The organism is Streptomyces sp. NPDC048523 (genome assembly GCF_043199815.1).
Taxonomy (GTDB): domain Bacteria; phylum Actinomycetota; class Actinomycetes; order Streptomycetales; family Streptomycetaceae; genus Streptomyces.
Genome location: NZ_JBICWQ010000002.1, coordinates 769,873 through 793,752 on the forward strand (window position 1 = coordinate 769,873; position 23,880 = coordinate 793,752).

Annotated in this window: 23 protein-coding genes; 12 read left to right on the forward strand and 11 right to left on the reverse strand. The window is 70.7% G+C overall.

Annotated features, from left to right (window positions below; all coding sequences use genetic code 11):
* Positions 1-9: 9 nt before the first annotated feature.
* Both ACGFWE_RS12440 and ACGFWE_RS12445 read right to left on the reverse strand, forming a co-directional pair.
* Positions 10-513 (reverse strand): hypothetical protein, encoded by a 504-nt coding sequence (locus ACGFWE_RS12440; protein ID WP_352383726.1) that lies wholly within the window; start codon positions 511-513, stop codon positions 10-12.
* Positions 514-650: 137 nt separating this feature from the next.
* Entirely contained in the window at positions 651-1,565 is a 915-nt protein-coding gene (locus ACGFWE_RS12445) for a helix-turn-helix transcriptional regulator (RefSeq protein WP_393599718.1), read from the reverse strand.
* A gap of 95 nt (positions 1,566-1,660) precedes the next feature.
* On the opposite strand from ACGFWE_RS12445, the gene ACGFWE_RS12450 reads away from it, so the two are divergent.
* Together ACGFWE_RS12450 and ACGFWE_RS12455 are read left to right on the forward strand one after the other, a co-directional pair.
* Complete coding sequence (locus tag ACGFWE_RS12450) at positions 1,661-3,094, forward strand: MFS transporter (RefSeq protein WP_352383730.1); 1,434 nt, start codon at positions 1,661-1,663, stop codon at positions 3,092-3,094.
* Positions 3,095-3,203: 109 nt separating this feature from the next.
* Positions 3,204-3,419 carry a hypothetical protein gene (locus tag ACGFWE_RS12455; RefSeq protein ID WP_352383732.1) on the forward strand — a complete coding sequence of 72 codons (216 nt, stop codon included), beginning with the start codon at positions 3,204-3,206 and terminating at the stop codon, positions 3,417-3,419.
* Positions 3,420-3,437: 18 nt separating this feature from the next.
* Here the strand turns inward: ACGFWE_RS12455 and ACGFWE_RS12460 are convergent, their stop codons facing one another.
* Entirely contained in the window at positions 3,438-4,025 is a 588-nt protein-coding gene (locus tag ACGFWE_RS12460) for a TetR family transcriptional regulator (protein WP_393599721.1), read from the reverse strand.
* A gap of 46 nt (positions 4,026-4,071) precedes the next feature.
* Positions 4,072-5,082 (reverse strand): aldo/keto reductase, encoded by a 1,011-nt coding sequence (locus tag ACGFWE_RS12465; protein ID WP_393599723.1) that lies wholly within the window; start codon positions 5,080-5,082, stop codon positions 4,072-4,074.
* 312 nt (positions 5,083-5,394) lie between these two features.
* Between ACGFWE_RS12465 and ACGFWE_RS12470 the strand changes: the two genes are divergently transcribed.
* Complete coding sequence (locus ACGFWE_RS12470; RefSeq protein ID WP_393599724.1) at positions 5,395-7,317, forward strand: protein kinase; 1,923 nt, start codon at positions 5,395-5,397, stop codon at positions 7,315-7,317.
* On the opposite strand, the gene ACGFWE_RS12475 is transcribed toward ACGFWE_RS12470, so the two are convergent.
* Positions 7,314-8,696, reverse strand: a complete 1,383-nt coding sequence (locus ACGFWE_RS12475; RefSeq protein ID WP_352383740.1) for a glycine--tRNA ligase — start codon at positions 8,694-8,696, stop codon at positions 7,314-7,316. The two genes, ACGFWE_RS12470 and ACGFWE_RS12475, sit on opposite strands and share 4 nt — an antisense overlap.
* Positions 8,697-8,824: 128 nt before the next feature.
* On the opposite strand from ACGFWE_RS12475, the gene ACGFWE_RS12480 reads away from it, so the two are divergent.
* The 5 genes from ACGFWE_RS12480 to ACGFWE_RS12500 all read left to right on the forward strand — a co-directional run bounded on the left by ACGFWE_RS12480 (position 8,825) and on the right by ACGFWE_RS12500 (position 14,472).
* Positions 8,825-9,772 (forward strand): metal ABC transporter substrate-binding protein, encoded by a 948-nt coding sequence (locus ACGFWE_RS12480; RefSeq protein WP_352383742.1) that lies wholly within the window; start codon positions 8,825-8,827, stop codon positions 9,770-9,772.
* Positions 9,769-10,545: a metal ABC transporter ATP-binding protein gene (locus ACGFWE_RS12485; RefSeq protein ID WP_352383744.1), complete on the forward strand. Its 777-nt coding sequence runs from the start codon at positions 9,769-9,771 to the stop codon at positions 10,543-10,545. The genes ACGFWE_RS12480 and ACGFWE_RS12485 overlap by 4 nt, the downstream gene beginning before the upstream one ends.
* Positions 10,545-11,447, forward strand: coding sequence for a metal ABC transporter permease (locus ACGFWE_RS12490; protein WP_393599727.1), 903 nt, complete (start codon positions 10,545-10,547; stop codon positions 11,445-11,447). The genes ACGFWE_RS12485 and ACGFWE_RS12490 overlap by 1 nt, the downstream gene beginning before the upstream one ends.
* A 58-nt stretch (positions 11,448-11,505) precedes the next feature.
* Positions 11,506-11,922, forward strand: coding sequence for a Fur family transcriptional regulator (locus ACGFWE_RS12495; protein ID WP_123989037.1), 417 nt, complete (start codon positions 11,506-11,508; stop codon positions 11,920-11,922).
* Between the two features lie 150 nt (positions 11,923-12,072).
* Complete coding sequence (locus tag ACGFWE_RS12500) at positions 12,073-14,472, forward strand: M4 family metallopeptidase (RefSeq protein ID WP_393599729.1); 2,400 nt, start codon at positions 12,073-12,075, stop codon at positions 14,470-14,472.
* Positions 14,473-14,506: 34 nt separating this feature from the next.
* On the opposite strand, the gene ACGFWE_RS12505 is transcribed toward ACGFWE_RS12500, so the two are convergent.
* Together ACGFWE_RS12505 and recO are read right to left on the reverse strand one after the other, a co-directional pair.
* Positions 14,507-15,355, reverse strand: a complete 849-nt coding sequence (locus ACGFWE_RS12505) for an isoprenyl transferase (RefSeq protein ID WP_352383751.1) — start codon at positions 15,353-15,355, stop codon at positions 14,507-14,509.
* 27 nt (positions 15,356-15,382) lie between these two features.
* Entirely contained in the window at positions 15,383-16,132 is a 750-nt protein-coding gene (gene recO / locus ACGFWE_RS12510; protein WP_020116258.1) for a DNA repair protein RecO, read from the reverse strand.
* Positions 16,133-16,324: 192 nt separating this feature from the next.
* Between recO and ACGFWE_RS12515 the strand changes: the two genes are divergently transcribed.
* Positions 16,325-17,797: an alpha/beta hydrolase gene (locus ACGFWE_RS12515; RefSeq protein WP_352383753.1), complete on the forward strand. Its 1,473-nt coding sequence runs from the start codon at positions 16,325-16,327 to the stop codon at positions 17,795-17,797.
* Here ACGFWE_RS12515 and ACGFWE_RS12520 read toward each other — a convergent pair.
* The gene (locus ACGFWE_RS12520; RefSeq protein WP_393599732.1) at positions 17,785-18,900 is read right to left on the reverse strand and encodes an abortive phage infection protein; all 1,116 of its coding nucleotides are present in this window, start codon (positions 18,898-18,900) and stop codon (positions 17,785-17,787) included. The genes ACGFWE_RS12515 and ACGFWE_RS12520 overlap by 13 nt on opposite strands.
* A gap of 96 nt (positions 18,901-18,996) precedes the next feature.
* On the opposite strand from ACGFWE_RS12520, the gene bla reads away from it, so the two are divergent.
* A complete protein-coding gene (gene bla, locus ACGFWE_RS12525; protein WP_393600202.1) occupies positions 18,997-19,911 on the forward strand; it encodes a class A beta-lactamase in 915 nt (304 codons plus the stop codon).
* Positions 19,912-19,915: 4 nt separating this feature from the next.
* Here bla and ACGFWE_RS12530 read toward each other — a convergent pair whose 3' ends face one another.
* Complete coding sequence (locus ACGFWE_RS12530) at positions 19,916-20,365, reverse strand: protein phosphatase (RefSeq protein WP_352383757.1); 450 nt, start codon at positions 20,363-20,365, stop codon at positions 19,916-19,918.
* 84 nt (positions 20,366-20,449) lie between these two features.
* Between ACGFWE_RS12530 and ACGFWE_RS12535 the strand changes: the two genes are divergently transcribed.
* Together ACGFWE_RS12535 and ACGFWE_RS12540 are read left to right on the forward strand one after the other, a co-directional pair.
* On the forward strand, positions 20,450-20,977 hold the full coding sequence (locus ACGFWE_RS12535; RefSeq protein ID WP_352383759.1) for a SigE family RNA polymerase sigma factor: 528 nt from the start codon (positions 20,450-20,452) through the stop codon (positions 20,975-20,977).
* On the forward strand, positions 20,974-21,885 hold the full coding sequence (locus ACGFWE_RS12540) for a hypothetical protein (protein ID WP_393599734.1): 912 nt from the start codon (positions 20,974-20,976) through the stop codon (positions 21,883-21,885). The genes ACGFWE_RS12535 and ACGFWE_RS12540 overlap by 4 nt, the downstream gene beginning before the upstream one ends.
* A 47-nt stretch (positions 21,886-21,932) precedes the next feature.
* Here the strand turns inward: ACGFWE_RS12540 and ACGFWE_RS12545 are convergent, their stop codons facing one another.
* Positions 21,933-22,613, reverse strand: coding sequence for a response regulator (locus ACGFWE_RS12545; protein WP_393599736.1), 681 nt, complete (start codon positions 22,611-22,613; stop codon positions 21,933-21,935).
* Positions 22,610-23,878: a sensor histidine kinase gene (locus ACGFWE_RS12550; protein WP_352383765.1), complete on the reverse strand. Its 1,269-nt coding sequence runs from the start codon at positions 23,876-23,878 to the stop codon at positions 22,610-22,612. Before ACGFWE_RS12550 ends, ACGFWE_RS12545 begins: the two co-directional genes overlap by 4 nt.
* Positions 23,879-23,880: the final 2 nt, after the last annotated feature.

A 23,880-nucleotide genomic window follows, 5' to 3' on the forward strand; every position in this document is an offset into this window, starting at 1 on the left:
CGCGCGTCCTCAGTCGCCGGAACGGGTACGGCCTGCCGTGGAGCCCCCAGGGCCGCGTCGGCCGGGCGGCTCCGCCGCCGTCTCATGGGGAGGGAGCCGGTCGGAGGGCGTTGCCGGGGACGAGACCGGCTGCCTGCCCGGTGAGGTGCGCGGTGTGCCGTGGGACGACGCCAGTACCCGGGGTGTGGGCCGGCCGGCGTCCTCCGGCTCCTGCTGCTCCCCCGGCCTGGGCTGCGTCAGCCACGCCACCGCCGCCCCGGTGACCGCGACGGGCCACTCGACGATGCCCGCGACACCGAGCACCCCGGCCCCGGCGTACACCGCGAGCCGTCGGCCACGCGGCGACACCGCGCCGACCCGGTCCAGCGCTCCCTCCGCCACCCGGCCCACCGTCCCGGCCCCGGGAACCCTTCCCAGTACCGACACGGCCGCCCGCAGCGGCTGCGGAAGCTGCTGTGCGGGTGCCGGTGACCCTGACTCTGCTGTCTGCTGCGACGACTTCTGCTCGGCCATGACGCGCCTCGCCTGTGGGGGGGGCTTCTCTTCCGACCGACCGGGTTCCCGCACTCCGCACACTCATCCCCACCGGCGACAACAGGTCAGGCGCGGGGGTCGACGGCGTCATAGGAGAGGGCGCGCCGAGATCTCGCTCACGCCGTGCGGGCGGGGCTCCGCTCCAGGGCGATCGCGTGCAGCCTCTCCAGCCGCCGCCGGGACTCCGCGTCCGCCGGGGCGTAGGTCACCAGGCGCGGGCCGGCCTCGGGGCCGAGCCAGAGGTCGGTGTGGTCGACGCTGACATGGCCGACGTAGCGATTCATGAATTCCTTGCGGCGGCTGCGGTGTTCGATGACCTCGTGCCGGTCCCAGACCTCGCGGAACTCCTGGGACTCCGTGCGCAGCCGCTTCAGGAGCATCTGACAGCCGGGCTCGGTGAGGTGGCCGGCCATGGTGGCGCGGAAGCGGGCAGCCATCAGCCGCTGCACCTCCGGCAGGTGGACGATCGAGGAGCGCCAGTCGTCGTTGGTGTAGGAGAGGATCATGCAGTTGCGGTCCTCGGGCGGCACCGCGTCCAGGTCGCACAGCAGCAGGCCGTAGGTGCGGTTGTGGGCGAGGATGTCGTACCGGCTGTTCTGCACACAGGCCGGGAGCGGCTCCAGTTGCTCCAGGATCTCCCGCAATCCCGGTGTGATGGACGGGCAGACGGTGGCCGGGGCCGGATCGACCGCCCCGGCGAGCTGGAAGAGGTGCGAGCGCTCGCTCGGGTCCAGCAGCAGCGCCCGGGCGACGGCGTCCAGGACCTGCACGGAGACCTGGATGTCCCGGGCCTGTTCCAGCCAGGTGTACCAGGTGACGCCGACCGCGGAGAGCTGGGCGACCTCCTCCCGGCGCAGGCCCGGGGTGCGGCGCCTGCGGCCGCGGGGCAGACCGACCTGCTCGGGGGTGATGTGCTCACGCCGGTGGCGCAGGAAGGCGGCGAGCTCATGGCGCCGGATCGACGAGAGGGACGAGAAGGACGACAGGGGCGCGGTCTCCGGTACGGCTGTCTCCTGGGCCATGGTGGTCATGCCTCCAGCCTGCCCGCACCGGGACCCTGTTGCCAGGTGGTTCTTCTACCAGGATAAGAAGACTCTGGTACCCGTCTGGGGGCGGGCGCAGGCTCATGGGTGTGACGACCGAAACCACCACTCCACGCCCTGTCCGCGCCGCAGCGCCGTCCGAGCTGGGCAGCCTCGGACTGTTCACGGTGCTGCTCGCCGCGGCACTGCCTCTCATCGACTTCTTCATCGTCAACGTCGCCCTGCCCAGCATCGGCGCCGACCTGTCCGCGAGCGAGTCGGTCCTCGAACTCGTCGTGGCGGGTTACGGGTTGGCGTACGCCGTCCTGCTCGTCCTCGGCGGCCGGCTCGGCGACCTGTTCGGGCGGCGCCGGCTGTTCCTGGGCGGCATGCTGGCGTTCGGGCTGACCTCCCTGGCGTGCGGGCTCGCACCGACCGCGTGGACGCTGGTCGCGGCGCGCGTCGCGCAGGGCGCCGCGTCGGCCGCGATGCTGCCGCAGGTCCTCGCCACCATCCAGTCGGCGACGGCCGGGCCCCGCCGGGCGCGGGCGATGGGCCTCTACGGCGCCACCGCCGGCCTCGCGATGGTGGCGGGGCAGATCCTCGGCGGGGTCCTGGTGGCGGCCGACATCGCGGGCACGAGCTGGCGGGCGGCGTTCCTGGTGAACGTCCCGGTCGTCCTGGCCGGCCTGGTCCTCGCGGCCCGTACGGTCCCCGAGACCCGCTCCCCCCGCCCGGAACCGGTGGACGGCCCGGGCACGGTCCTGCTGGCCGCGACCCTGCTGGCGCTGCTCGCCCCGCTGACCGAGGGCCGGGCGGCGGGCTGGCCGCTGTGGACGTGGCTGTCGCTGGCGGCGTTCCCCTTGCTGGCGGGGGCGTTCTTCGCGGTGGAGCGCAGGGCGGACCGCAAGGGCCGTACGCCGCTCGTCCCCCCGAGCCTGTTCGAGCTGGTGTCCCTGCGCCGCGGGCTGCTGCTGATCCTGCCCTTCTCCATGGGCTTCGCCGGCTTCATGTTCGTGATCGCGGTCGCCCTCCAGGAGGGAGCGGGCCGCAGCCCTGTGCAGGCGGGCCTCGCGCTGGTGCCGCTCGCGGTGACGTTCCTGTGCACGTCGATCGCCGGGCCGCGGCTGATCTCCCGTTACGGCACCCGGGTGGTGACCGCGGGCGCGCTGATCCAGGCGGTCGGCCTGGGCCTGATGATCGTGGCGGCCCGCTCCTCGTGGCCGGACCTCGGTCTGCTGCCTCTCCTGCCGGGCGGCGCGATCGCCGGAGTCGGCCAGGCCCTCCAACTGCCCGTCATCTTCAGGATCGTCCTGTCCGAGGTGCCGCCCGCGCGGGCCGGAGTGGGCAGTGGCGTGATGGTCACCACCCAGCAGTCCGCCCTGGCCCTGGGCGTGGCCACGCTGGGCAGTCTCTTCCTGGCCCTGGTGCCGGGCATGGGCATGCGGGACGCCCTGGTCACGACGCTCCTCGTCCAGCTGGCCGGGGTGGCCCTGACCGGCGCACTGAGCCTGCGGCTGCCGCGGACGATCGACTGACCGGGCCGCCGACCGGGCCCGGGCCCGGCGAACGCCCCGTGAAGATACTGCTGTTGCCCCTGCTGTTGATGTTGTTCTTGCTGCACACTCCTAGCCGGAGGCGAGGCACATGGTGCAGATCGGCACGAGCAACACGAGCAAGGTGAGCCGCTGGGACCAGCACGGCCGCGAGCACGTCGTCCAGGTGCAGCGCAAGGGCGCGCAACGCACGATCAGCTGTGACACCTGCGGTTGGCGCAAGGCAGCCCAGTTCCTGCCCTGGCTGAAGGCGGAGGAACATCTGGCGGAGGCCCACCAGGCGACGGTGGACCCGTCGAAGACGTAAAGAGGGCGGTGGTGGCGGTCATGCCTCGAGGCCCCGTACCAGAAGGTCCACCAGCGCCGCGAACTCCTCTTCGGCGCCCGGCTTTTCCCACTCACCGGCATAGCCGGGATCGTGGAAGCGGGCCGTGGCCTGGAAGAGGGCCCGGGCCGCGGTGGCCGGGGCGGTGACGGTGAAGGTGCCCGCGTCGATGCCGTCCTGGACGATGCGGGTCAGCTGGTCGGTCAGCTCGGTGAGGTGCTCGGTGACCGCCACGCCGTTCTCACCGGCCAGGACCGAGTAGGTGGCGAAGAGTTCCGGATCGTCGCCCGCCTTGCGGCGCTTGGCCTCGAAGAGCGCGGCGAGCCAGTCCCGCAGCCGGGCCTCCGGGTCACGGTCCGCGTCGGTGATCGCGGCCAGTATGCCCGTCGCCCGGTCCAGCCACCGCTTCGTCACGGCCTCCCGCAGCGCCGCCTTCGTCCGGAAGTGCCGGTAGACGCTGCCATGGCTGACGCCGAGCGCGCGTGCCACGTCGACCACGGTGGCCTTGGCCGGGCCGTGGCGGCGCAGCACCTCCTCGGTGGCTTCGAGGATGCGCTCGGCGGTCAGGATCTCGGTGGTCGGGGGCATGCCTAGACCGTACCCGGCACGGTGTTCACCGCTCACCGCTCACCGCTCATCGCTCGCTGTCGAGCATGGCCATCTGCGGCGTCGGGTACCGCTCGCCGGCCGCCGCGTCCGCCGGTACGGCGTCCTCGATGGCGGCCAGGTCGGCGGCGTCCAGGGTCACGTCCAGGGCGCCCAGCGCCTCACCGAGCCGCTCGCGGGTCCGCGCGCCGACCAGCGGCACGATGTCGTCGCCCCGGGAGGCCACCCAGGCGATGGCGATCTGCGCGACCGTGACGCCCTTCTGTTCGGCGATCTTGCGCAGGGACTCGACCAGGGCGAGGTTGTGCTGGAGGTTCTCGCCCTGGAAGCGGGGCGAGTGGGCGCGGAAGTCGTTCGTGGCGAGTTGCCGCTCTGCCGTGAGGTGGCCGGAGATCAGCCCGCGGGAGAGCACGCCGTACGCGGTGACGGAGATGCCGAGCTCGCGCAGGACGGGGAGGATCTCCCGCTCGGGGCCGCGGGAGATGAGCGCGTACTCGATCTGGAGGTCGGCGATCGGGGCGGTGGCGGCGGCCCGGCGGATGGTCTCCGGTCCGACCTCGCTCAGCCCGATGTGGCGGACGTACCCCTTCTCGACGAGTTCCGCGATCGCGCCGACGGTCTCCTCGATCGGCACCTGCGGGTCGAGCCGGGCGGGGCGGTAGACGTCGATGTGGTCGACGCCGAGGCGCTGGAGGGAGTACGCGGCCCATGTCTTCACGGCGGCCGGGCGGGCGTCGTAGCCGTGCCACGCGCCGTCCGGGCCGCGCTGGGCGCCGAACTTCACACTGAGCAGCGCGTTCTCGCGCAGGGCGGCGGGAGCGGTGCGCAGTGCCTCGCTGATCAGCAGCTCGTTGGGGCCCATGCCGTAGAAGTCGCCGGTGTCCAGCAGGGTGACGCCGGCCTCCAGAGCGGCGTGGATGGTGGCGATCGACTCGGCACGATCCGCCTCGCCGTACATACCGGACATGCCCATGCAGCCGAGGCCGAGGGCGGAGACCTGGGGACCGGTGGTGCCGAGGGTTCGGGTTGGCATCGTCATGGCGACCACCCTGCCATGACAGCTGACAGATTTCAATATCTGTCAGCTGTCATCCGGGACGGCAATGGACGCAACCAGTTCCCTGGACACACAGGCACTCCGGCTCCGCACCCGGAGGTCTGATGACGCGGCCAAGCGACTGGGAAGAAGAACGATTGACGGGGCAACCAACTCCGGCCGGAATTGCCTGAATTGCACCTTCGGTTGCAGAGGTCTACCGTCATAAAGACGGCTGCTGCACACCGCTGCTACATAGTCGGCGGCAACGCCAGGGGGATCGTGCACATTTGAACGTCCTGGCGGAGGTGTGCCATGACGAACTCCAACGACGGCGCGGGACGCGTGATCGCGGGGCGCTACAGGCTGCTGCGCAGGATCGGCACCGGCGGTATGGGCCGAGTCTGGCTCGCCTACGATCTCCGGCTGGCCTGCGAGGTCGCTGTCAAGGAGATCTCCCTGCCGGAAAACCTTCCGGAGGCGGACCTCACCGCCCGCGTGGCCCGGGCCCGGCAGGAGGCCCGTCTGGCCGCCCGACTGCGCGACCACCCTCACGTGGCGACGGTGCACGACGTCGTCGAGGAGGACGGCCTGCCGTGGATCGTGATGGCTTACGTGCCGGGCGCGACGGACTTGCAGGAACACGTACGGCAGCACGGCCCCTACGACACCGTGGAGACGGCCCGGATCGGTCTGGCCGTTCTAGACGCGCTCATGGCGGGCCATCGGCTCGGGGTACTCCACCGCGACGTCAAACCGGCCAACATCCTGCTGACGAGGCCCGGGCAACACACCTCCGCACACGAGAGCTCCGGCCAGATCCTGCTCGCTGACTACGGCATTGCACTAAGGGCCGATTCCGGCGAGCCCCGCCTCACTTCCGTCTCCAAGGTCGTCGGCACCAGCGGGTTCCTGGCTCCGGAACGGGCGCGCGGCGCGCAGCCGAGCCCGGCCTCGGATCTGTTCTCCCTCGGTGCCACGCTCTATTTCGCCGTCACGGGCAAAGGCCCTTTCGACCGCGACTCGGAGGCCTCCACCCTGACAGCCCTCCTCTTCGAGGAGCCGGCGCCGCCCGAGGGAGCCGGGGAACTCACCGCAGTCCTGACCGGCCTGCTGGCCAAGGAGCCGGAACAACGAATGGACGGCCCGGAGGCGGCCCGCAGGCTGGCTGAAGTGGCGGCGACAACCCACAGGCCGGACCGGATCCAGAAGACGCATCCCCCGACGACACCTGTCCCCACGCCAGTTACGACACCGACGAAAACAGAAGCGATCATCCAGCGCGACGCATCCGGGCATGGCCCCGGGCACCTGCCCGACCCTGGGCCCGAGCCCGACTCACCCTTCAAGAGGACCCGTAAGACGGTAATCATCCTCGTCGCCGCAGCGGTGCTGCTTGTCGGCGGCGGGGTGTGGGCGGGCTCAGCACTGCTCGGCGGCTCGGAGAAGCCGGTATCGAAGGCGATCACGACGATCCCCACCAGACCGACCTCGGTACGGCCCTATGGGCAGAACGTCGACCTGACCAGGGAACTACAGCCTGGGGAATGTGTCTCCACCGTCTGGGGTCAGGGGAAGCTGAAAGGCGAGCCCAATTCCGTCGGAGTCGTCGACTGTCTCAATGAGCGCGACTCCGTGGACGGGCAGGTGATCAAAACAGATGCGGCCGCATCCCTGGGCGACGCGAAGAAGAACGGCCTCGGGCGGTGCCGGAGCCTCCTCGCCGGCACCGTGAAGGCCATGCCCGATGTCCAGCCGTACGCACTCATACCGAGCAAGGACGGGTGGGACACCGGCATGCACCGGACGGCGTGCCTCGTCTTCAACAAGACGGTCACGCTGTACGGCCCGGTCGGCGACTTCCGCAGGGTGAGCGAGGAGATCTATCTGACCAACAGCGGAATCGGGGACTGCTTCAGCAAGAAGAAGACGGGAGACAACAGCAGGCTTTATCTCGCCGACTGCGGCACCCCGCACGACGAGCAGGTCGTCGGCTTCGTGAAGGCACCCGCTGGCCTGGACCAGAAAGAGGGCCGGGACGAAGCGTACAAACTTTGCGCGAACAAGTACCAGTCGATCAGCAAGCCCGCCGGGACGGAACTGCAGGGCTGGACGAACGACAGTGACTGGCAGGGCGGCTTCCGCTATGTGATGTGCACCGTCTACCGCCCCGACGGCAAAAAGCTGACGGGAGACACCACGTCTCCCGTCAGCCTCATGTCACCGGCCGCTGCCTAGGCTCCGATCAGCCGGCCCGCCAGGTAGCCCTCGATCTGGTCGAGGGACACGCGCTCCTGCTTCATGGAGTCCCGCTCGCGGACCGTCACCGCGTTGTCCTCGAGGGTGTCGAAGTCGACCGTCACGCAGTACGGCGTACCGATCTCGTCCTGGCGCCGGTAGCGGCGGCCGATCGCGCCGGCGTCGTCGAACTCGATGTTCCAGTTCTGGCGCAGCGTCTGGGCGAGGCCCTTGGCCTTCGGGGAGAGCTCCGGGTTGCGGGACAGCGGCAGCACCGCGACCTTCACCGGGGCCAGGCGGTGGTCGAGGCGCAGCACCGTGCGCTTCTCCAGCTTGCCCTTGGCGTTGGGCGCCTCGTCCTCGACGTAGGCGTCGAGCAGGAACGCCAGCATCGCGCGGCCGACACCGGCAGCGGGCTCGATGACGTACGGCGTCCAGCGCTCGCCGGCCTCCTGGTCGTAGAAGAAGAGGTCCTGGCCGGAGGCCTTGGAGTGGGCGGTGAGGTCGTAGTCGGTGCGGTTGGCCACGCCCTCCAGCTCACCCCACTCGTTGCCGCCGAACTGGAAGCGGTACTCGATGTCGGCGGTGCGCTTGGAGTAGTGGGAGAGCTTCTCCGCCGGGTGGTCGTACCAGCGCATGTTCTCCTCGCGGAGACCGAGGCCGGTGTACCAGTTCCAGCGCTGCTCCATCCAGTACTCCTGCCACTTCTCGTCCTCGCCCGGCTTGACGAAGAACTCCATCTCCATCTGCTCGAACTCGCGGGTGCGGAAGATGAAGTTGCCGGGCGTGATCTCGTTGCGGAAGGACTTGCCCATCTGCGCGATGCCGAACGGCGGCTTCTTGCGCGAAGCGGTCTGCACCTGGGCGAAGTTGGTGAAGATTCCCTGCGCGGTCTCGGGACGCAGGTAGGCGATGGAGCCGGTGTCCTGGGTCGGGCCGAGGTGGGTGGAGAGCAGACCCGAGAACTGCTTGGGCTCGGTGAACTGGCCCTTGTTGCCGCAGTTGGGGCAGTTCACGTCGGCGAGGCCGTTCTCCGGGGCGTGCCCCTTCTTGGCCTCGTAGGCCTCTTCCAGGTGGTCCGCGCGGAACCGCTTGTGGCAGGAGGTGCACTCGGTCAGCGGGTCCGAGAAGGTGGCCACGTGACCGGACGCGACCCAGACCTCGGGCGCCAGGATCACGGACGAGTCGATACCGACCACGTCCTCGCGGGACGTCACCATGTAGCGCCACCACTGACGCTTCAGGTTCTCCTTGAGCTCGACACCCAGCGGTCCGTAGTCCCAGGCGGCCTTCTGACCGCCGTAGATCTCACTGCAGGGGAATACGAAGCCACGGCGCTTGCTCAGGCTGACGATGGTGTCGATCTTGTCGGCGGCCACGGTGCTCTCTTCATTACGGGACGGCAGCGAATGCCTCAGGTTACCGGCGCGGCCACCCCTCGTATCAAATCGGTTCACGGCCCGGGCTTTGTTGACAACCGTTTCCATATTTGATGAAAATGACTGTCATGAACGTACGACGTCGCCTCATACCCGTGGTCGCTGCCGCCGGTGCTCTCGCCGCCCTCTCCGCGTGCTCCACCGACAGCGCCGCCGCCGGCAGCACCGGCAAGTTCGACGTCGTCGCGTCCTTCTACCCGATGGCCTTCCTCGCCGAGCAGATCGGCGGGGACCATGTGAGCGTCACCAGTCTCACCCAGCCCGGCCAGGAGCCGCACGACCTGGAGATCAGCGCCAAGCAGACCGTGGCGCTGGAGAAGTCCGACGCGGTGCTCTACCTCAAGAACCTCCAGCCCGCCGTCGACAAGGCGGTGGACCAGTCCGGGGTCACCACCAAGATCGACGCCTCCTCCCTCACCGAGCTGGAGAAGCACGGCAACGAGGTCGGCGGCCACGCGGCCGAGCACGACGACCACGCCGACGAGGAACTGAGCGGCCTCGACCCGCACATCTGGCTCGACCCGGTGCGTTACTCCCAGGTCGCCGAGGGCGTCGGCAAGGCCTTCGAGAAGGCCGACCCGGACCACGCGGCCGACTACAAGGCCAACACCGCGGCACTGGTGAAGAAGCTCGACGCCCTGAACACGAAGTTCGAGACCGGGCTGAAGAACACCGGCACCAAGGTCTTCATCACCACCCACGCCGCCTTCGGCTACCTCGCCGAGCGCTACGGCCTCACCGAGGAGGCCATCAACGGCCTCGACCCGGAGTCGGAGCCGAGCGCCAACCGCGTCAGGGACCTTGAGAAGATGGCGAAGGCCGACGGCGTCACGACCGTGTTCTACGAGACGCTCGTCAGCGACAGGACCGCGAAGACCATCGCCTCCGACGCCGGGCTGAAGACGGACGTCCTCGACCCGATCGAGGGCATCACCAAGAAGTCCCGCGGCAAGGACTACTTCGCGGTACAGGAAGCCAACCTCAAGGCGCTGCAGAGCGCCCTGGGAGCGAAATGACACCGGAGGACGGCATGAGCGAGCCCGTCATCGCGCTGCGCGGAGTCCGCGCCGACCTGGGCTCGCGGCCCGTCCTGCGCGGCATCGACCTCACCGTGCACCGCGGTGAGGTAGTCGCGCTGCTCGGCGCCAACGGCTCCGGCAAGTCCACCGCGATCCGCACGATCATCGGCCAAGTGCCCGCGTCCGCAGGGGAGATCGAGCTCTTCGGCACCCCGCGCGGGCGCTTCAGGGACTGGGCCCGGGTCGGGTACGTCCCGCAGCGCACCACCGCCGCGGGCGGCGTCCCCGCGACCGTCACCGAGATCGTCTCCTCCGGGCGCCTGTCCCGCGCCCGCTTCGGCGTGCTCCGCAAGGCGGACAAGGAAGCCGTGCGCCGGGCCCTGGAGCTGGTCGGCATGGCGGACCGCGCGAAGGACTCCGTCAACGCCCTCTCCGGGGGCCAGCACCAGCGCGTACTGATCGCCCGCGCGCTCGCCGCCGAACCCGAACTGCTGATCATGGACGAGCCGATGGCGGGCGTGGACCTGGCCAGCCAGGAGGTGCTGGCGCGGACGCTAGGGGAGCAGGTCGCCCAGGGCACCTCGGTCCTGCTCGTGCTGCACGAACTGGGCCCGCTGGAGCCCCTGATCGACCGGGCTGTCGTCCTGCGCGACGGGTGCGTCCAGCACGACGGCCCGCCCCCGCGCGCGGTCGGCCAGCACGCCCTGCCGGGCCACGACCACGTCCACCCCCACGACCACGAGCCGATCCGTACGGGACTGCTGAGCTGATGGACTTCCTCGACTACGCCTTCATGCAGCGGGCCCTGCTCGCCGCCGTCCTGGTCGGCATCACCGCCCCCGCCGTCGGCATCTACCTCGTCCAGCGCCGCCAGGCCCTGATGGGCGACGGCATCGGCCATGTCGCCATGACCGGCGTCGGCCTCGGCTTCCTGCTCTCCTGGTCGCCGGTGTGGATGGCGACCGTGGTCTCGGTCCTCGGCGCGGTCCTCATGGAGCTGATCCGCTGGTACGGCAGGACCCGGGGCGACATCGCCCTCGCGATGCTCTTCTACGGCGGTATGGCCGGCGGCGTGATGTTCATCAACCTCGCACCCGGCGGCTCGAACGCCAACCTGACGTCGTACCTGTTCGGTTCGCTGTCCACGGTCTCCGAGTCGGACGTGACGGCGATCTGCGTGCTGGCCGCGTTCGTGGTGCTCGTCACCCTGGGGCTGCGCCGGCAGCTCTTCGCGGTCAGCCAGGACGAGGAGTTCGCACGGGTCACCGGTCTCCCGGTGCGGGCACTCAACCTGCTGACGGCGGTCACGGCCGCGGTGACGGTGACCGTCGCGATGCGCGTGGTCGGCCTGCTGCTGGTCAGCGCGCTGATGGTGGTGCCGGTGGCGGCGGCGCAGCAACTCACCCGGAGCTTCGCGGCCACCTTCGCGATCGCGGTGGCGATCGGCGTGACGGTGACGATCGGCGGCACCGTGACCTCGTACTACCAGGACGTCCCGCCCGGCGCGACGATCGTGCTGCTGACCATCGGAGCCTTCATCGTGCTGACGGGTCTCGCGACGCCGCTGGCCAGGCGACGGGCCCGGGCGGCCGCCGCCGCGCAGCCCGCCCCGGACCCCGCGGAGTGTGTGATTCCGGCCAGTCGGGAGGCGGACGGTACGGTCGGCGTCTGACCGGGCACAGGCCGGGCTGGCACAATGGCCCGGCAGGTGCCGAACGAAGGAGGAACCCGTGACGACCGCAGGACCGCCCGTGAAGGGCCGCGCCACCCGGCAGCGGGCCGCCGTGGCGGCGGCCCTCGACGAGGTCGACGAGTTCCGCAGCGCGCAGGAACTGCACGACATGCTCAAGCACAAGGGCGACGCCGTCGGTCTGACCACGGTCTACCGCACCCTCCAGAACCTCGCCGACGCGGGCGAGGTCGACGTTCTGCGTACCTCCGACGGCGAGTCCGTCTACCGCCGCTGCTCCAGCGGCGACCACCATCACCACCTGGTCTGCCGGGTCTGCGGCAAGGCGGTGGAGGTCGAGGGACCGGCCGTCGAGAAGTGGGCCGACGCCATCGCCGCCGAGCACGGATACGTCAACGTGGCGCACACCGTGGAGATCTTCGGCACCTGCGCGGACTGCGCGGCCGCCCAGGCCTGACCCCACAGGGAAATCACAGCCGAGTCGAGGGTTAACCCTTGTCTCGGCCTCCTTTGCATGACATGGACGGGTCAACAGTGCCACGCTCCCCCCAGCTCTCACGCAGTTCCCGCACGGCACCTCCACCCCGTCGTAGCAGTAGGAGTACGAGTGAGACCCTCCCCACGAAGATCAGCCGCCGCCGCGTCCCTGGTGGCCGCGGCCTCCCTCCTCGCCATAGGCATCCAGACAGTCCCCGCCGCCGCCGGGCCCGCCTCCCCCCACCTCGGTCCGCCACGCACCGGAGGTCTGGAAGCCAAGCTCTCCCCCGCCCAGCGCACCGCACTGATCAAGAGCGCGTCCGGCAGGGCCGGGGCGACCGCCGACTCCCTCGGCCTCGGCGCCAAGGAGAAACTGGTCGTCAAGGACGTCGTCAAGGACAACGACGGCACCCTCCACACCCGCTACGAGCGCACCTACGACGGTCTGCCCGTCCTCGGCGGCGACCTGGTCGTGCACACGCCCCCGGCCGCACAGGCGACGGGCACGCTCGGCGCGACCTTCAACAACAACCGCCGTACCGTCTCGGTGAAGTCCACCGCCGCCACCTTCGGCAAGGCGGCCGCCGAGACGAAGGCCCTCAGGACGGCCAAGGCGCTCGACGCCGACAAGCCCGCCGCACAGAGCGCCCGCAAGGTGATCTGGGCCGGCTCGGGCACCCCGAAGCTCGCCTGGGAGACAGTGGTCTCCGGCTTCCAGGACGACGGCACCCCCAGCAAGCTGCACGTGATCACCGACGCCACCACCGGCGCCGAGCTCTCCCGCTACGAGGGCGTCGAGACCGGCACCGGAAACAGCCAGTACAGCGGCACGGTCACCATGGGCACCACGCTCTCCGGTTCGACGTACCAGCTGTACGACACCTCGCGCGGCGGCCACAAGACGTACAGCCTCAACAACGGCACCTCGGGCACCGGCACCCTGATGACCGACGCCGACGACGTCTGGGGCACCGGCTCCGGCTCCAACACCCAGACCGCCGGGGTGGACGCCCACTACGGCGCCCAGACCACCTGGGACTTCTACAAGAACACCTTCGGCCGCAGCGGCATCAAGAACGACGGGGTCGCCGCCTACAGCCGCGTCCACTACAGCTCGGCGTACGTCAACGCCTTCTGGGACGACGACTGCTTCTGCATGACCTACGGCGACGGCACCAGCAGCACCCACGCGCTGACCTCGCTGGACGTGGCCGGTCACGAGATGAGCCACGGTGTCACCTCCAACACGGCGGGGCTCAACTACACCGGTGAGTCGGGGGGCCTCAATGAAGCCACCTCCGACATCTTCGGCACCGGCGTGGAGTTCTACGCCAACAACTCCTCCGACGTGGGCGACTACCTCATCGGCGAGAAGATCGACATCAACGGCGACGGCACGCCGCTGCGGTACATGGACAAGCCGAGCAAGGACGGCGGCTCGGCGGACAGCTGGTACTCGGGGGTCGGCAACCTCGACGTGCACTACTCGTCCGGTCCCGCGAACCACATGTTCTACCTGCTCTCCGAGGGTAGCGGCACCAAGACCATCAACGGGGTCACGTACAACAGCACGACCTCGGACGGGGTCGCCGTCGCCGGGATCGGCCGGGCCGCCGCCCTGCAGATCTGGTACAAGGCGCTGACGACGTACATGACGTCCAGCACCAACTACGCCGGCGCACGCACCGCCGCCCTGAACGCGGCCGCCGCCCTCTACGGCACCAGCTCCGCGCAGTACGCCGGCGTCGGCAACGCCTTCGCGGGCATCAACGTCGGCAGCCACATCACCGTGCCGTCGACCGGCGTGACGGTGACCAACCCGGGCAGCCAGACCACCACGGTCGGGACGGCCGTGAGCCTCCAGGTCAGCGCGAGCAGCACCAACAGCGGCTCACTGACCTACGCGGCCTCCGGACTGCCCACCGGTCTGTCGATCAGCGGCTCCACCGGCGTGATCTCCGGCACCCCGACCACGGCCGGCAGCTACAGCACCACGGTCACGGTGACCGACAGCACCGGAGCCACCGGGACCGCGTCCTTCACCTGGACGGTGAACTCGTCGGGCGGCGGCAGCTGCACCTCGAGCCAGCTCCTCGGCAACCAGGGCTTCGAGTCGGGCAGCACCACCTGGACCACGAGCAGCGGAGTGATCACCAACTCCAGCAGCCAGGCCGCCCGCACCGGCTCCTACAAGGCCTGGCTGGACGGCTACGGCTCCACCCACACCGACACGCTCTCCCAGTCGGTGACGGTCCCGAGCGCCTGCACGGGGACGAAGTTCACCTTCTACCTGCACGTCGACACGGCGGAGACCAGCACCAGCACGCAGTACGACAAGCTGACGGTGACCGCCGGGTCGACGACCCTGGCCACGTACTCCAACCTGAACGCGGCCTCCGGGTACGTCCAGAAGTCCTTCAGCCTGGCGGGCTTCGCCGGTCAGACGGTCGCCCTGAAGTTCACGGGCGTCGAGGACTCCTCGCTCCAGACCAGCTTCGTGATCGACGACACGGCGGTGACGACGAGCTGATCCCCTGAACGACGACGACGGGGCGGGTCGGAGGTCAGTCCTCCGGCTCGCCCTTCATCGCTTCCTCCATCTTGAGAAGCTCCTCGTTCGGGACGGCCCCGCCGAAGCGGCGGTCCCGGGAGGCGAACTCGACACACGCCCGCCACAGGTCGCGGCGGTCGAAGTCGGGCCACAGGACGTCCTGGAAGACCATCTCGGCGTAGGCGCTCTGCCAGAGCAGGTAGTTGGAGGTGCGCTGTTCGCCACTGGGCCGCAGGAACAGGTCCACGTCGGGCATGTCCGGGTAGTACAGGTACTTCGCGAGGGTCTTCTCGTTGACCTTGGACGGGTCGAGGCGGCCCGCCTTCACGTCCTCGGCGAGGGCCTGGGCGGCATCGGCGATCTCGGCCCGGCCGCCGTAGTTCATGCAGAAGTACAGGGTGAGCTTGTCGTTGCCCTTGGTCTGCTCCTGGGCGACCTGGAGCTCCTTGGCTACGGACTTCCACAGCTTGGGCATCCGCCCCACCCAGCGGACGCGGATGCCCAGCTCGTCGAGCTGGTCACGCGTCTTGCGGATGAAGTCGCGGTTGAAGTTCATGAGGAAGCGGACCTCGTCGGGCGAGCGCTTCCAGTTCTCGGTGGAGAAGGCGTAGAGCGAGATGTTCTTCACGCCGGCCTCGATCGCGCCCTGGAGCACGTCCAGGACCCGCTCGGCGCCGACCTTGTGCCCTTCCGTCCTGGGCAGCCCGCGCTCCTTGGCCCACCGCCCGTTCCCGTCCATGACGATCGCCACATGCTCGGGGATCAGCTCACCGGGGAGCTTGGGCGCGCGGGCACCGGAGGGGTGCGGCTCCGGCGCCCGGTACTCGCGCCGCCGGCGCCCCAGGATCCCGTTTACGGCCATGGTGCTTCTCGTCTCCTCAGTGGTGCTCTACGACTTTTCCACGTACCGAAGGGAGCGCAGCCCGCGCTCCATGTGCCAGTGCAGGTAGGCGGACACCAGCCCGCTGCCCTCCCGGACGTATCGCGGCTCGCTCGCGTCCGCGGTCTCCCAGTCTCCCGTAAGCAGCGCGGCGAGCAGTTCCAGGGTCTGCGGCGACGGTACGACGCTGCCGGGCACCCGGCAGTCCACGCAGACCGAGCCGCCGGCGGCCACGGAGAAGAAGCGGTTCGGGCCGGTCATGCCGCATCGCGCGCAGTCGCTGAAGCTGGGCGCGTAGCCGTTCACGGCGAGGGAGCGCAGCAGGAAGGCGTCGAGGACGAGGTGGGGCGCGTGCTCGCCCCGGGCGAGGGTGCGCAGGGCGCCGACGAGCAGCAGGTACTGCTGCACGGCCGGCTCGCCCTCGTGGTCGGTGAACCGCTCGGCGGTCTCCAGCATGGCCGTCCCGGCGGTGTACCGGGCGTAGTCGGAGACGATGCCGCCACCGTACGGCGCGATGGTCTCGCTCTGTGTGCACAGCGGCAGCCCGCGGCCGATCAGCTCGCTGCCCCGCGCGAAGAACTGCACGTCGACGTGGGAGAAGGGCTCAAGCCGCGCCCCGAATTTCGACTTGGTCCGCCGCACGCCCCTGGCCACGGCCCGCACCCTTCCGTGCCCGCGCGTGAGCAGCGTGATGATCCGGTCCGCCTCGCCGAGCTTCTGCGTCCGCAGCACGACCCCGTCGTCCCGGAAGAGACTCATCGCACGCCTCCGCACCGGGTGCGCGGCGCGACGCCGTCGTGGCGGAACAGACTCATGGACCCATTCTCCCCTACGCGGGAACCGTGGTCGGCGGAGTCCGCGGCGACGAATGGCTGCCCTGGGGTAAACCCCCCTGGGAATACGGCAGTTGCCCGGATGGGGTCGGGGCGGATGATCCGCGAGGCTCCTGGCATGAAGCAGATGACGAAGAGCCTCGCCCTGATCGCCGCCGCCTCCGGTGTCGTCCTCGGCGTCCTGACACCGCTCAGCGCGTCCGCCGCCGGGGGTCTCCGGTGGACCGAGTGCGAGGGCGGCGGCCTCGATCCGCGCCAGCGGTGCGCGACCGTCTCCGTGCCCATGGACTACGCCGACCCGGACGGCCCGAAGATCGAGATCGCCGTCTCCCGCATTCCCGCCGAGAACCCGGAGGCCCGGCGCGGTGCCCTGCTGCTCGTCCCCGGCGGGCCCGGCGGCGACAGCATGAACGACCCCTCCGGGAAGGGGCAGAAGCTGCCGGAGAAGGTGCGGGAGGCCTACGACCTGATCGGGTTCGCGCCGCGCGGGATGGCGCCCTCGACGGCCGTCGACTGCGGGCTCGAACACCGGGACCTGGCCCGCACGACCCTGCTGCCCTGGGCCGCCCCGGACGGCTCGGTCGACGCGAACATGGCCGCGGGCAAGCGCGTCGCCGAGGCCTGCGCCCGCAACGGCGGCGAGCTCGTCCGGCACATCAGCACCCTCAACGAGGCCCGTGACCTCGACCGCGTCCGCACCGCGCTCGGCGAGCGCAAGGTGTCCATATGGGGCGTGTCCTACGGCACCTATGTCACCGACGCCTACCTCCAGCTGTTCCCGCGGCGCACCGACCGTGTCGTCCTGGACAGCAACGACAACCCGGACCCGGTGCTGGGGGAGCGCGCCTGGCTCGCCGCGTTCGAGAGGGGTGCCGAGGACAACTTCCCCGAGTTCGCCGCGTGGGCCTCGGCACCCGGCAACCCGGACCGCCTCGCCGACACCGCCGCCGAGGTCCGCCCCCTGTTCCTGGAGCTCGCCGCCCGCCTGGACCGCGAGCCGATCCCCTGGCCGGGCGCCAACCCCGAGGAGCTGAACGGCAACGTCCTGCGCCAGACGATGCTCGACTCCTTCTACGACCCCGACGACTACCCGGCCCTCGCCAAGCTGATCCTCGCCGCCCGGAAGGGCACGGTGCCGCCCGCGCCGGCGGGCCCGCCCGAGGCCGTCCTCCAGAACGTCGCCGCGGTCGGCGCCGCCACCATCTGCAACGACGTCGACTGGCCGGGCGACCCGGCGCTCTACCGCGAGGGCGTGGCCAGGAGCCGGGCCGCATTCCCGCTGACCGGGGGCATGCCGAGGAACGCCATGCCGTGCACCGCCTGGCCGTGGGAGCCGAGGGAGGCACCCGTGCACGTCGGCGACCGCGGCCCGTCGAACATCCTGATGGTGCAGAACGAACGGGACGTGGCCACCCCGCTCAGCGGTGCCCTCAAGCTCCGTGAGGCGCTCGGCCGGCGTGCCGTGATGGTCACCAACGACTCCACCGGCCATGACGCCTACCTCGACAACGGCACCGCGTGCGGCGACGCCACGGTGTCCCGCTTCCTGGCCACCGGGAAGCGGCCCGCGAAGGACCTCTACTGCCGCTGACCGCACCTTCGGTACCGGTGGGCCAGCGCGTGGAACGCCTCCTTCGGTTCCCAGTGCCAGGGTGAACGCGGGTCGTCGGGGCGGTCCTTGATCGCCTTGGCGATGCCGTAGCTCGCCATGTCGAGATCGTGAAGCGGGTCGTCGGGGCGGTGCGGGGCGTCGGCGGTGAGGAACTCGAAGGCCATCGCGGCGTAGAGGCCCATCGACTCGAAGACATCGAGGAGTCGGGTGAGGTAGACGGCCTGGGTGTGCTCGCTGCGGACGACGTGCCCCTTGATCTCCGGCGGGTCCTTGTCGTAGTCGACGATGTCCCAGCCCATGCCGCCGGCCTCGGGGGCACCGACGAAGGTGCAGGTGCCGAACTCGGTGATGGCGACGGGCTTGCCGAAGCGCTGGTACTGCCTCAACTCGCGTACGTAGTCCCGTGGTCGGCGGAAGTACGAGTAGTAGTCGATGCCGACCACGTCGAACAGGTTCCAGTCGACCTCGTCGTCCTGGGCGGCGGCGTAGCTGAGGCGGCCCTGGAAGACCGAGCGGCCGACCTTGGCCGCCCTCGCGGTGAAGCGGGCCAGTTCGCGCTGCATCCGCACCGGGTCGTAGGTGCCGTTCCTCAGGTTCTCGATCCGCTCCAGGGCCGTGTCCCCCGGCAGGATGCCCGGCACGAACAGCCAGAACTCGCAGCCCACGCTGAGCTCGACGCTCGCGCCCTGCCGGCGCAGCCGTTCCGCGAACCGGCCGCACTCCGCCAGGTGGTCGAGGATGTCCCGCTGCGGGACGTCCCCGAGGGTCGGCTGGAGCCAGACGTGCAGTCCGTGTTCGGCCACCTGGGCGGCGGTGGCGGTGAGGCGTTCGACACCGTCGCCGGTGACGTCGACGGTGTCGGCGTGCAGGTCCTCGCGGATGGCCCGGATGTCCCGGCGCATCCGGGCGGTGCTCCAGGCGGTGCCGGGCGTCTCGCCCGCGCCGACGGTGTAGACGACACCGTGGCGCTTCAGTCCGCGCCCGGTCGCCTCCGCGCGGCCGGCCGGCAGCACCGCCGCCGCCCCCAGCGCCGCCGCTCCCGTCAGGAACTGTGCCCGGCTGATCCCCGTTGTCTTCTCCATGCCGCCACTGTGTCGGCCGCGGGCGGGCCTGTCCGTCGGCCGATGGTCTACGGCGGTGCAACCAAGGGATGACCGCGGGCGTCGATCACTGAAGAGATCGGCTTCCGTCCCCGAGCGAAGGAGAGACAGATCTTAGGCTCCGGAAAACTGTCCCGCCGCGCCCTCCTGGCCGCCGGCACGGCCACCGTCCTGACCGGCACGACCGCGTACGCCGCCGAGGACGCCGTCGCCACCCGGCTGCGCGCACTGGAGGAGCGGTACGACGCCCGGCTCGGCGTCTTCGCGCACCACCTCACGGCCAGGCGGTCCGTCCGGTACCGCGCCGACGAGCGCTTCCCGATGTGCTCCGTATTCAAGGCCCTCGCGGCCGCCGCCGTCCTGCGCGACCTCGACCGCGACGGGGAGGTGCTCGCCCGGCGGATCCACTACACCGAGGACGACCTGGTGATCCCGGGCTCGGACCAGACCGAGGCACACCTCGCCGAGGGCATGACGATCGCCGAGCTCGCCGAAGTGGCCATCACCTACAGCGACAACACGGCCGGCAACCTCCTCCTGCGCGAACTCGGCGGCCCCACCGCGATCACCCGTTTCGCCCGCTCCCTCGGCGACCGGATCACCCGCCTCGACCGCTGGGAGCCCGAGCTGAACACCGCCGAGCCGTGGCGGCGCACGGACACGACGAGCCCGTACGCCATCGGCCGCACCTACGGCCGGCTGGTCCTCGGCGACGCGCTGGACCAGCGGGACCGGGAACTGCTCACGCACTGGCTGCTGAACAACAAGACCAGCGTCGACCGCTTCCACGCCGGCCTGCCGAAGACGTGGACCATCGCCGACAAGACGGGCGGCGGCTCCTACGGCACCAACAACGACGTCGGTGTCGTCTGGACGGAGGCCGGTGACCCGATCGTCCTGTCCGTGCTGTCGACGATGCCCGCGCAGGACGCCGTACGGGTCGACGCGCTGATCGCCGACGCAGCCGCAGTGATCGCCGGCGCCCTGGGCTGACCGGTCAGAACCGCCGGACGTACCGCCGCTGCCAGGGGGTCTCCACCGCTCGGCGGTCGTAGTGCTCGCGCACGTACGCGACCGCCTCCCGCGGGGGCACCCCGTCCAGAACCGCCAGGCAGGCCAGGGCCGTTCCGGTGCGGCCCCGGCCGCCCCCGCAGGCGATCTCGACCCGTTCGGCGGCCGACCGTTCCCAGGCGTCGACCAGAGCCTCGCGGGCCTCCCCGTGGTCCGCCGGCAGGCGGAAGTCCGGCCAGCGGACCCAGCGGGAGGCCCAGGGGACCTCCGGCGGAGTACCGCCGAGCAGATAGACGCCGTACGACGGTGCCGGCGCGGCCGGATCCAGCGGGTGCCTCAGGCCGCGACCGCGCACCAGGCGTCCGGACGGCAGCCGCAGGACGCCCGGGTCGTGTTCGTCCCAGCCCTGGTCCCAGTTCTCGTCCCACCCCTTCATGACCCCATTCGAACCCGTCATCGAGGACCGGGCAACCGAATCCGCCCCCACCGTGGTCTGGTGGGCGAGGGAGGGTGCCAGAAGATGCAGGCCGAACAAGAGGACCGGTTCCAGGAATTCGTCAGAGCCAGGTGGTCGCACCTCGTGCGGACCGCCTATCTGCTCACCGGCGACGCCCATCACGCCGAGGACCTGACGCAGACGGCGCTGGCGAAGGCGTACCGCTCCTGGCGGCGCGTGGCGGGCAGCGACAACCCGGAGGCGTACGTCCGCCGGATGCTCGTCACCTGCAACAGTGACCGCTTCCGCAAGCGGCGCGTCAAGGAGTCGCTGACCGACGCGCCACCGGAGCTGGCGGGTCGCGACGAGGCCGTGGCCCGGGTCGACGAACGCGGGGTGCTGATGGCCGCCCTGGCCCAACTGCCGCCCAGGCAGCGGGCCGTGGTGGTGATGCGCTACTGGGAGGACCTGTCGGAGGCGGAGGCCGCCGAGGTGCTCGGCTGCTCGCAGGGCACCGTCAAGAGCCAGGCGTCCAAGGGACTGGCGAAGTTGCGTACGTATCCGGGGCTCGCGCAGGTCATGGACCGCGCACCGCAGGGAGGCACCAAATGAGCGAAGAGGAGCGGGACTTCGAGGAGCGACTGCGGGAGCTGCTCTCCGAGGACGCGTACACGATCCGGCCCTCGCCGGTGCCGTATCCGCGGATCCGCCGCCAGGGCGTGGTCGAGCGACGACGCCGGGTGGCGGTGACCGGGGCGGCCCTGGTGGCCCTGGCCGCGGTGCCGGTGGGGGCGTTCGCGGTGGGCGGCGCGGGAACGGGGACGGCCGACACGGCGACGACACCCACGGCGTCGGCGAGCGCCACACCGGCACCCACCCCCTCCCCCACACCCAGCGGGCCGGCGGGACCGGCCACTGCGGGGCAGCTCCGGGACGGGATCACGCTGGAGCAGGCAGCGTCGGGCCTCGACAAGTGCCTCGCCTATGACCGCGACCGTGTGGCCCACGGCGGCACCGCGTCCTCGGACCTGGGCAAGCCCGACGAGTACCGGATCATCCTGGCGCTGAACAGCACCGGTGACCTCAACTCGCCCGGCGACGGCATCTTCGTGGTCGCCGTGAAGGAGGAGCCGCAGGAGACCCGGCTGGTCTGCAACATCAAGGGCGGCGAGGCCTCCGGACTGGGCATCAGTGTCGGCAGCGACCGGCAACCGGACTCCCCGCCGGTGCTGGCCGACACGAACAACAACAAGCTCTACCAGCAGTCCTTCATGGACAAGGGCAACTGGAAGCTGCCGTTCGGCTGGGGCTTCATCGGCACGGTCGAACCGAGCGTGGCCAAGGTGACCGTCTCCTACGGCGGCGCCAGTAGCGAAGCCGTCCTCGACCACGGCTGGTTCGTCGCCTCCGGCACCCTGACCGAACAGGTCACCAGGAACCCGCACATCAAGGGCTACGACAAGACCGGCCGGCTGATCTACGACTCCGCCGAGGACACGTCGTACCAGCAAGTGCAGTAGCGAAGCGCATCGGGCTCGAGGGGCGCCGTACAGGGGTCGGCGCCCCTTCACTGGTCGCGGGTCTCCGTGGTTCCCGGAGTCACCACGCCCGACTCGTACGCCACGATGACCAGTTGGGCCCGGTCCCGCGCCCCCAGCTTCCCCATGATCCGGCTGACGTGGGTCTTCGCGGTGAGGGGACTCAGGCCCAGTGCGCCCGCGATCTCGGTGTTGTTGAGGCCCCGCGCGACCAGGGCCAGCACCTCGCGCTCCCGGTCGGAGAGGCACTCGGGCCCACCTCCCGGCGCCGGCATCGAGGGGCTGCGCAGGAACCGCTCGATCAGCCGCCCTGTCGGTCCCGGGGACAGCAGCGCCTCGCCGGCCGCCACCGTGCGGATGGCGTCGAGGAGTTCGGCCGGCCGGGTGTCCTTCACCAGGAAGCCGGAGGCCCCCGCGCGCAGCGCCTCGACGATGTTCTCGTCGGTGTCGTAGGTGGTCAGGACGAGCACCCGCACCCCGGCGAGCTCCTCGTCGGCCGCGATGAGCCGGGTCGCCTCGATGCCGTCGAGGTCGGGCATGCGGATGTCCATGACCACCAGGTCGGGCCGCACCGCGCGGACCGCCTCCACGGCCTCCCGTCCGCTGCCCGCCTGTGCGACGACCTCCGTGTCCCGCGCCGACTCGACGAGCATGGCGAACGCGGCCCGCACCAGGGTCTGGTCGTCGGCGAGCAGCACGCGGATGGTCATACGGTTCCCTCCCCCACGGTGAGCGGCAGCGCCGCCGTCACCTCGAACCCGCCGTCCGGGCGTGGTCCGGCGTCGAGTGTGCCACCGACGCTGCGGGCCCGCTCCCGCATGCCGACCAGTCCGAAGCCGGGGCTGCCGCCCGGGACGGGCCCGGTGCCGTCGTCGGTCACCGACACCCGCAGGGCGCCCGGTTCGTCGTACAGCCTCAGGCGTACGGCGGGGGTGGGGCCCGCGTGCCGGACCGCGTTGGTGAGCGCCTCCTGGACGATCCGGTAGGCGGCGGCGCCGACGGCGGGCGGTGGGTCCGTGCGGATTGTCAGGTCCTGTTCGACGCGGGCGCCCGCGAGGCGTGCCGCCGCGACGAGGTCGGGCAGACCGTCGAGGCCGGGCAGCGGGCCACGGGTGTCCGCGGGGCCGTGGTCGCGCAGCACCTCCAGCGTCGTACGGAGTTCACCGCGCGCGGTGCGGCAGGTCTCGGAGATGTCGTCGAGCGCGGTGGCGACCGCCTCCCGGTCCAGGCGCTCGGGGTCGGCGGCCAGGACGTGCGCGGCGACGGAGGTCTGCACGCCGATCAGGGTGATGCTGTGCGCGAGCAGGTCGTGCAGGTCACGGGCGATGCGCAGCCGTTCCTCGGCGACCCGGCGGCGGGCCTCCTCCTCCCGGGTGCGTTCGGCGCGGACGGCGCGTTCGACGATGGAGGCGACGTACTGGCGGTAGTAGCGGACGTCGATGCCGCAGAAGAGGACCGCGATGATCCAGCCGGAGGTCCGCAGCAGTTCGACGGCCTGATGGGCGCTGACGGTGAGCATGACGCTCGTGGAGACGCCGAGGACGATGGCGCCCGTCAGGACCGTCCGCAGGGGGCGGCCGGTGACAGCGACGGTGTAGAGGGCGACGTAGGCGACCGGGGTGGGGGCGAGGTGGTTGTACTCGAGGGCGTGGTACGGCACGATCACCGCCACCACCACGGCCAGCACGAGCAGCGGGCGGCGCCGCCGCCACACGATCGGCACATGGGCGGCCAGCAGCAGCGTCCATCCGAGGGCGTCCGGGCGGCGGGCCTCGTGGGTGAACAGCGCTCCGCACACGGCCGCCACCGCCAGCGCGACGGCGAGGAGCGCGTCGTTGCGGGTGCCGTGCGGGGCGGTCCGCGGGTCGCGGTTGACCGCCGCCATGACGCGGTCCCCCGGGCGGGGTCTCGTGGTTTCCTGCACGGTGTCATCCTCGGGGCGGAAGGCGCCCTTCCGGGAGGGAAGGGCGCCCATGA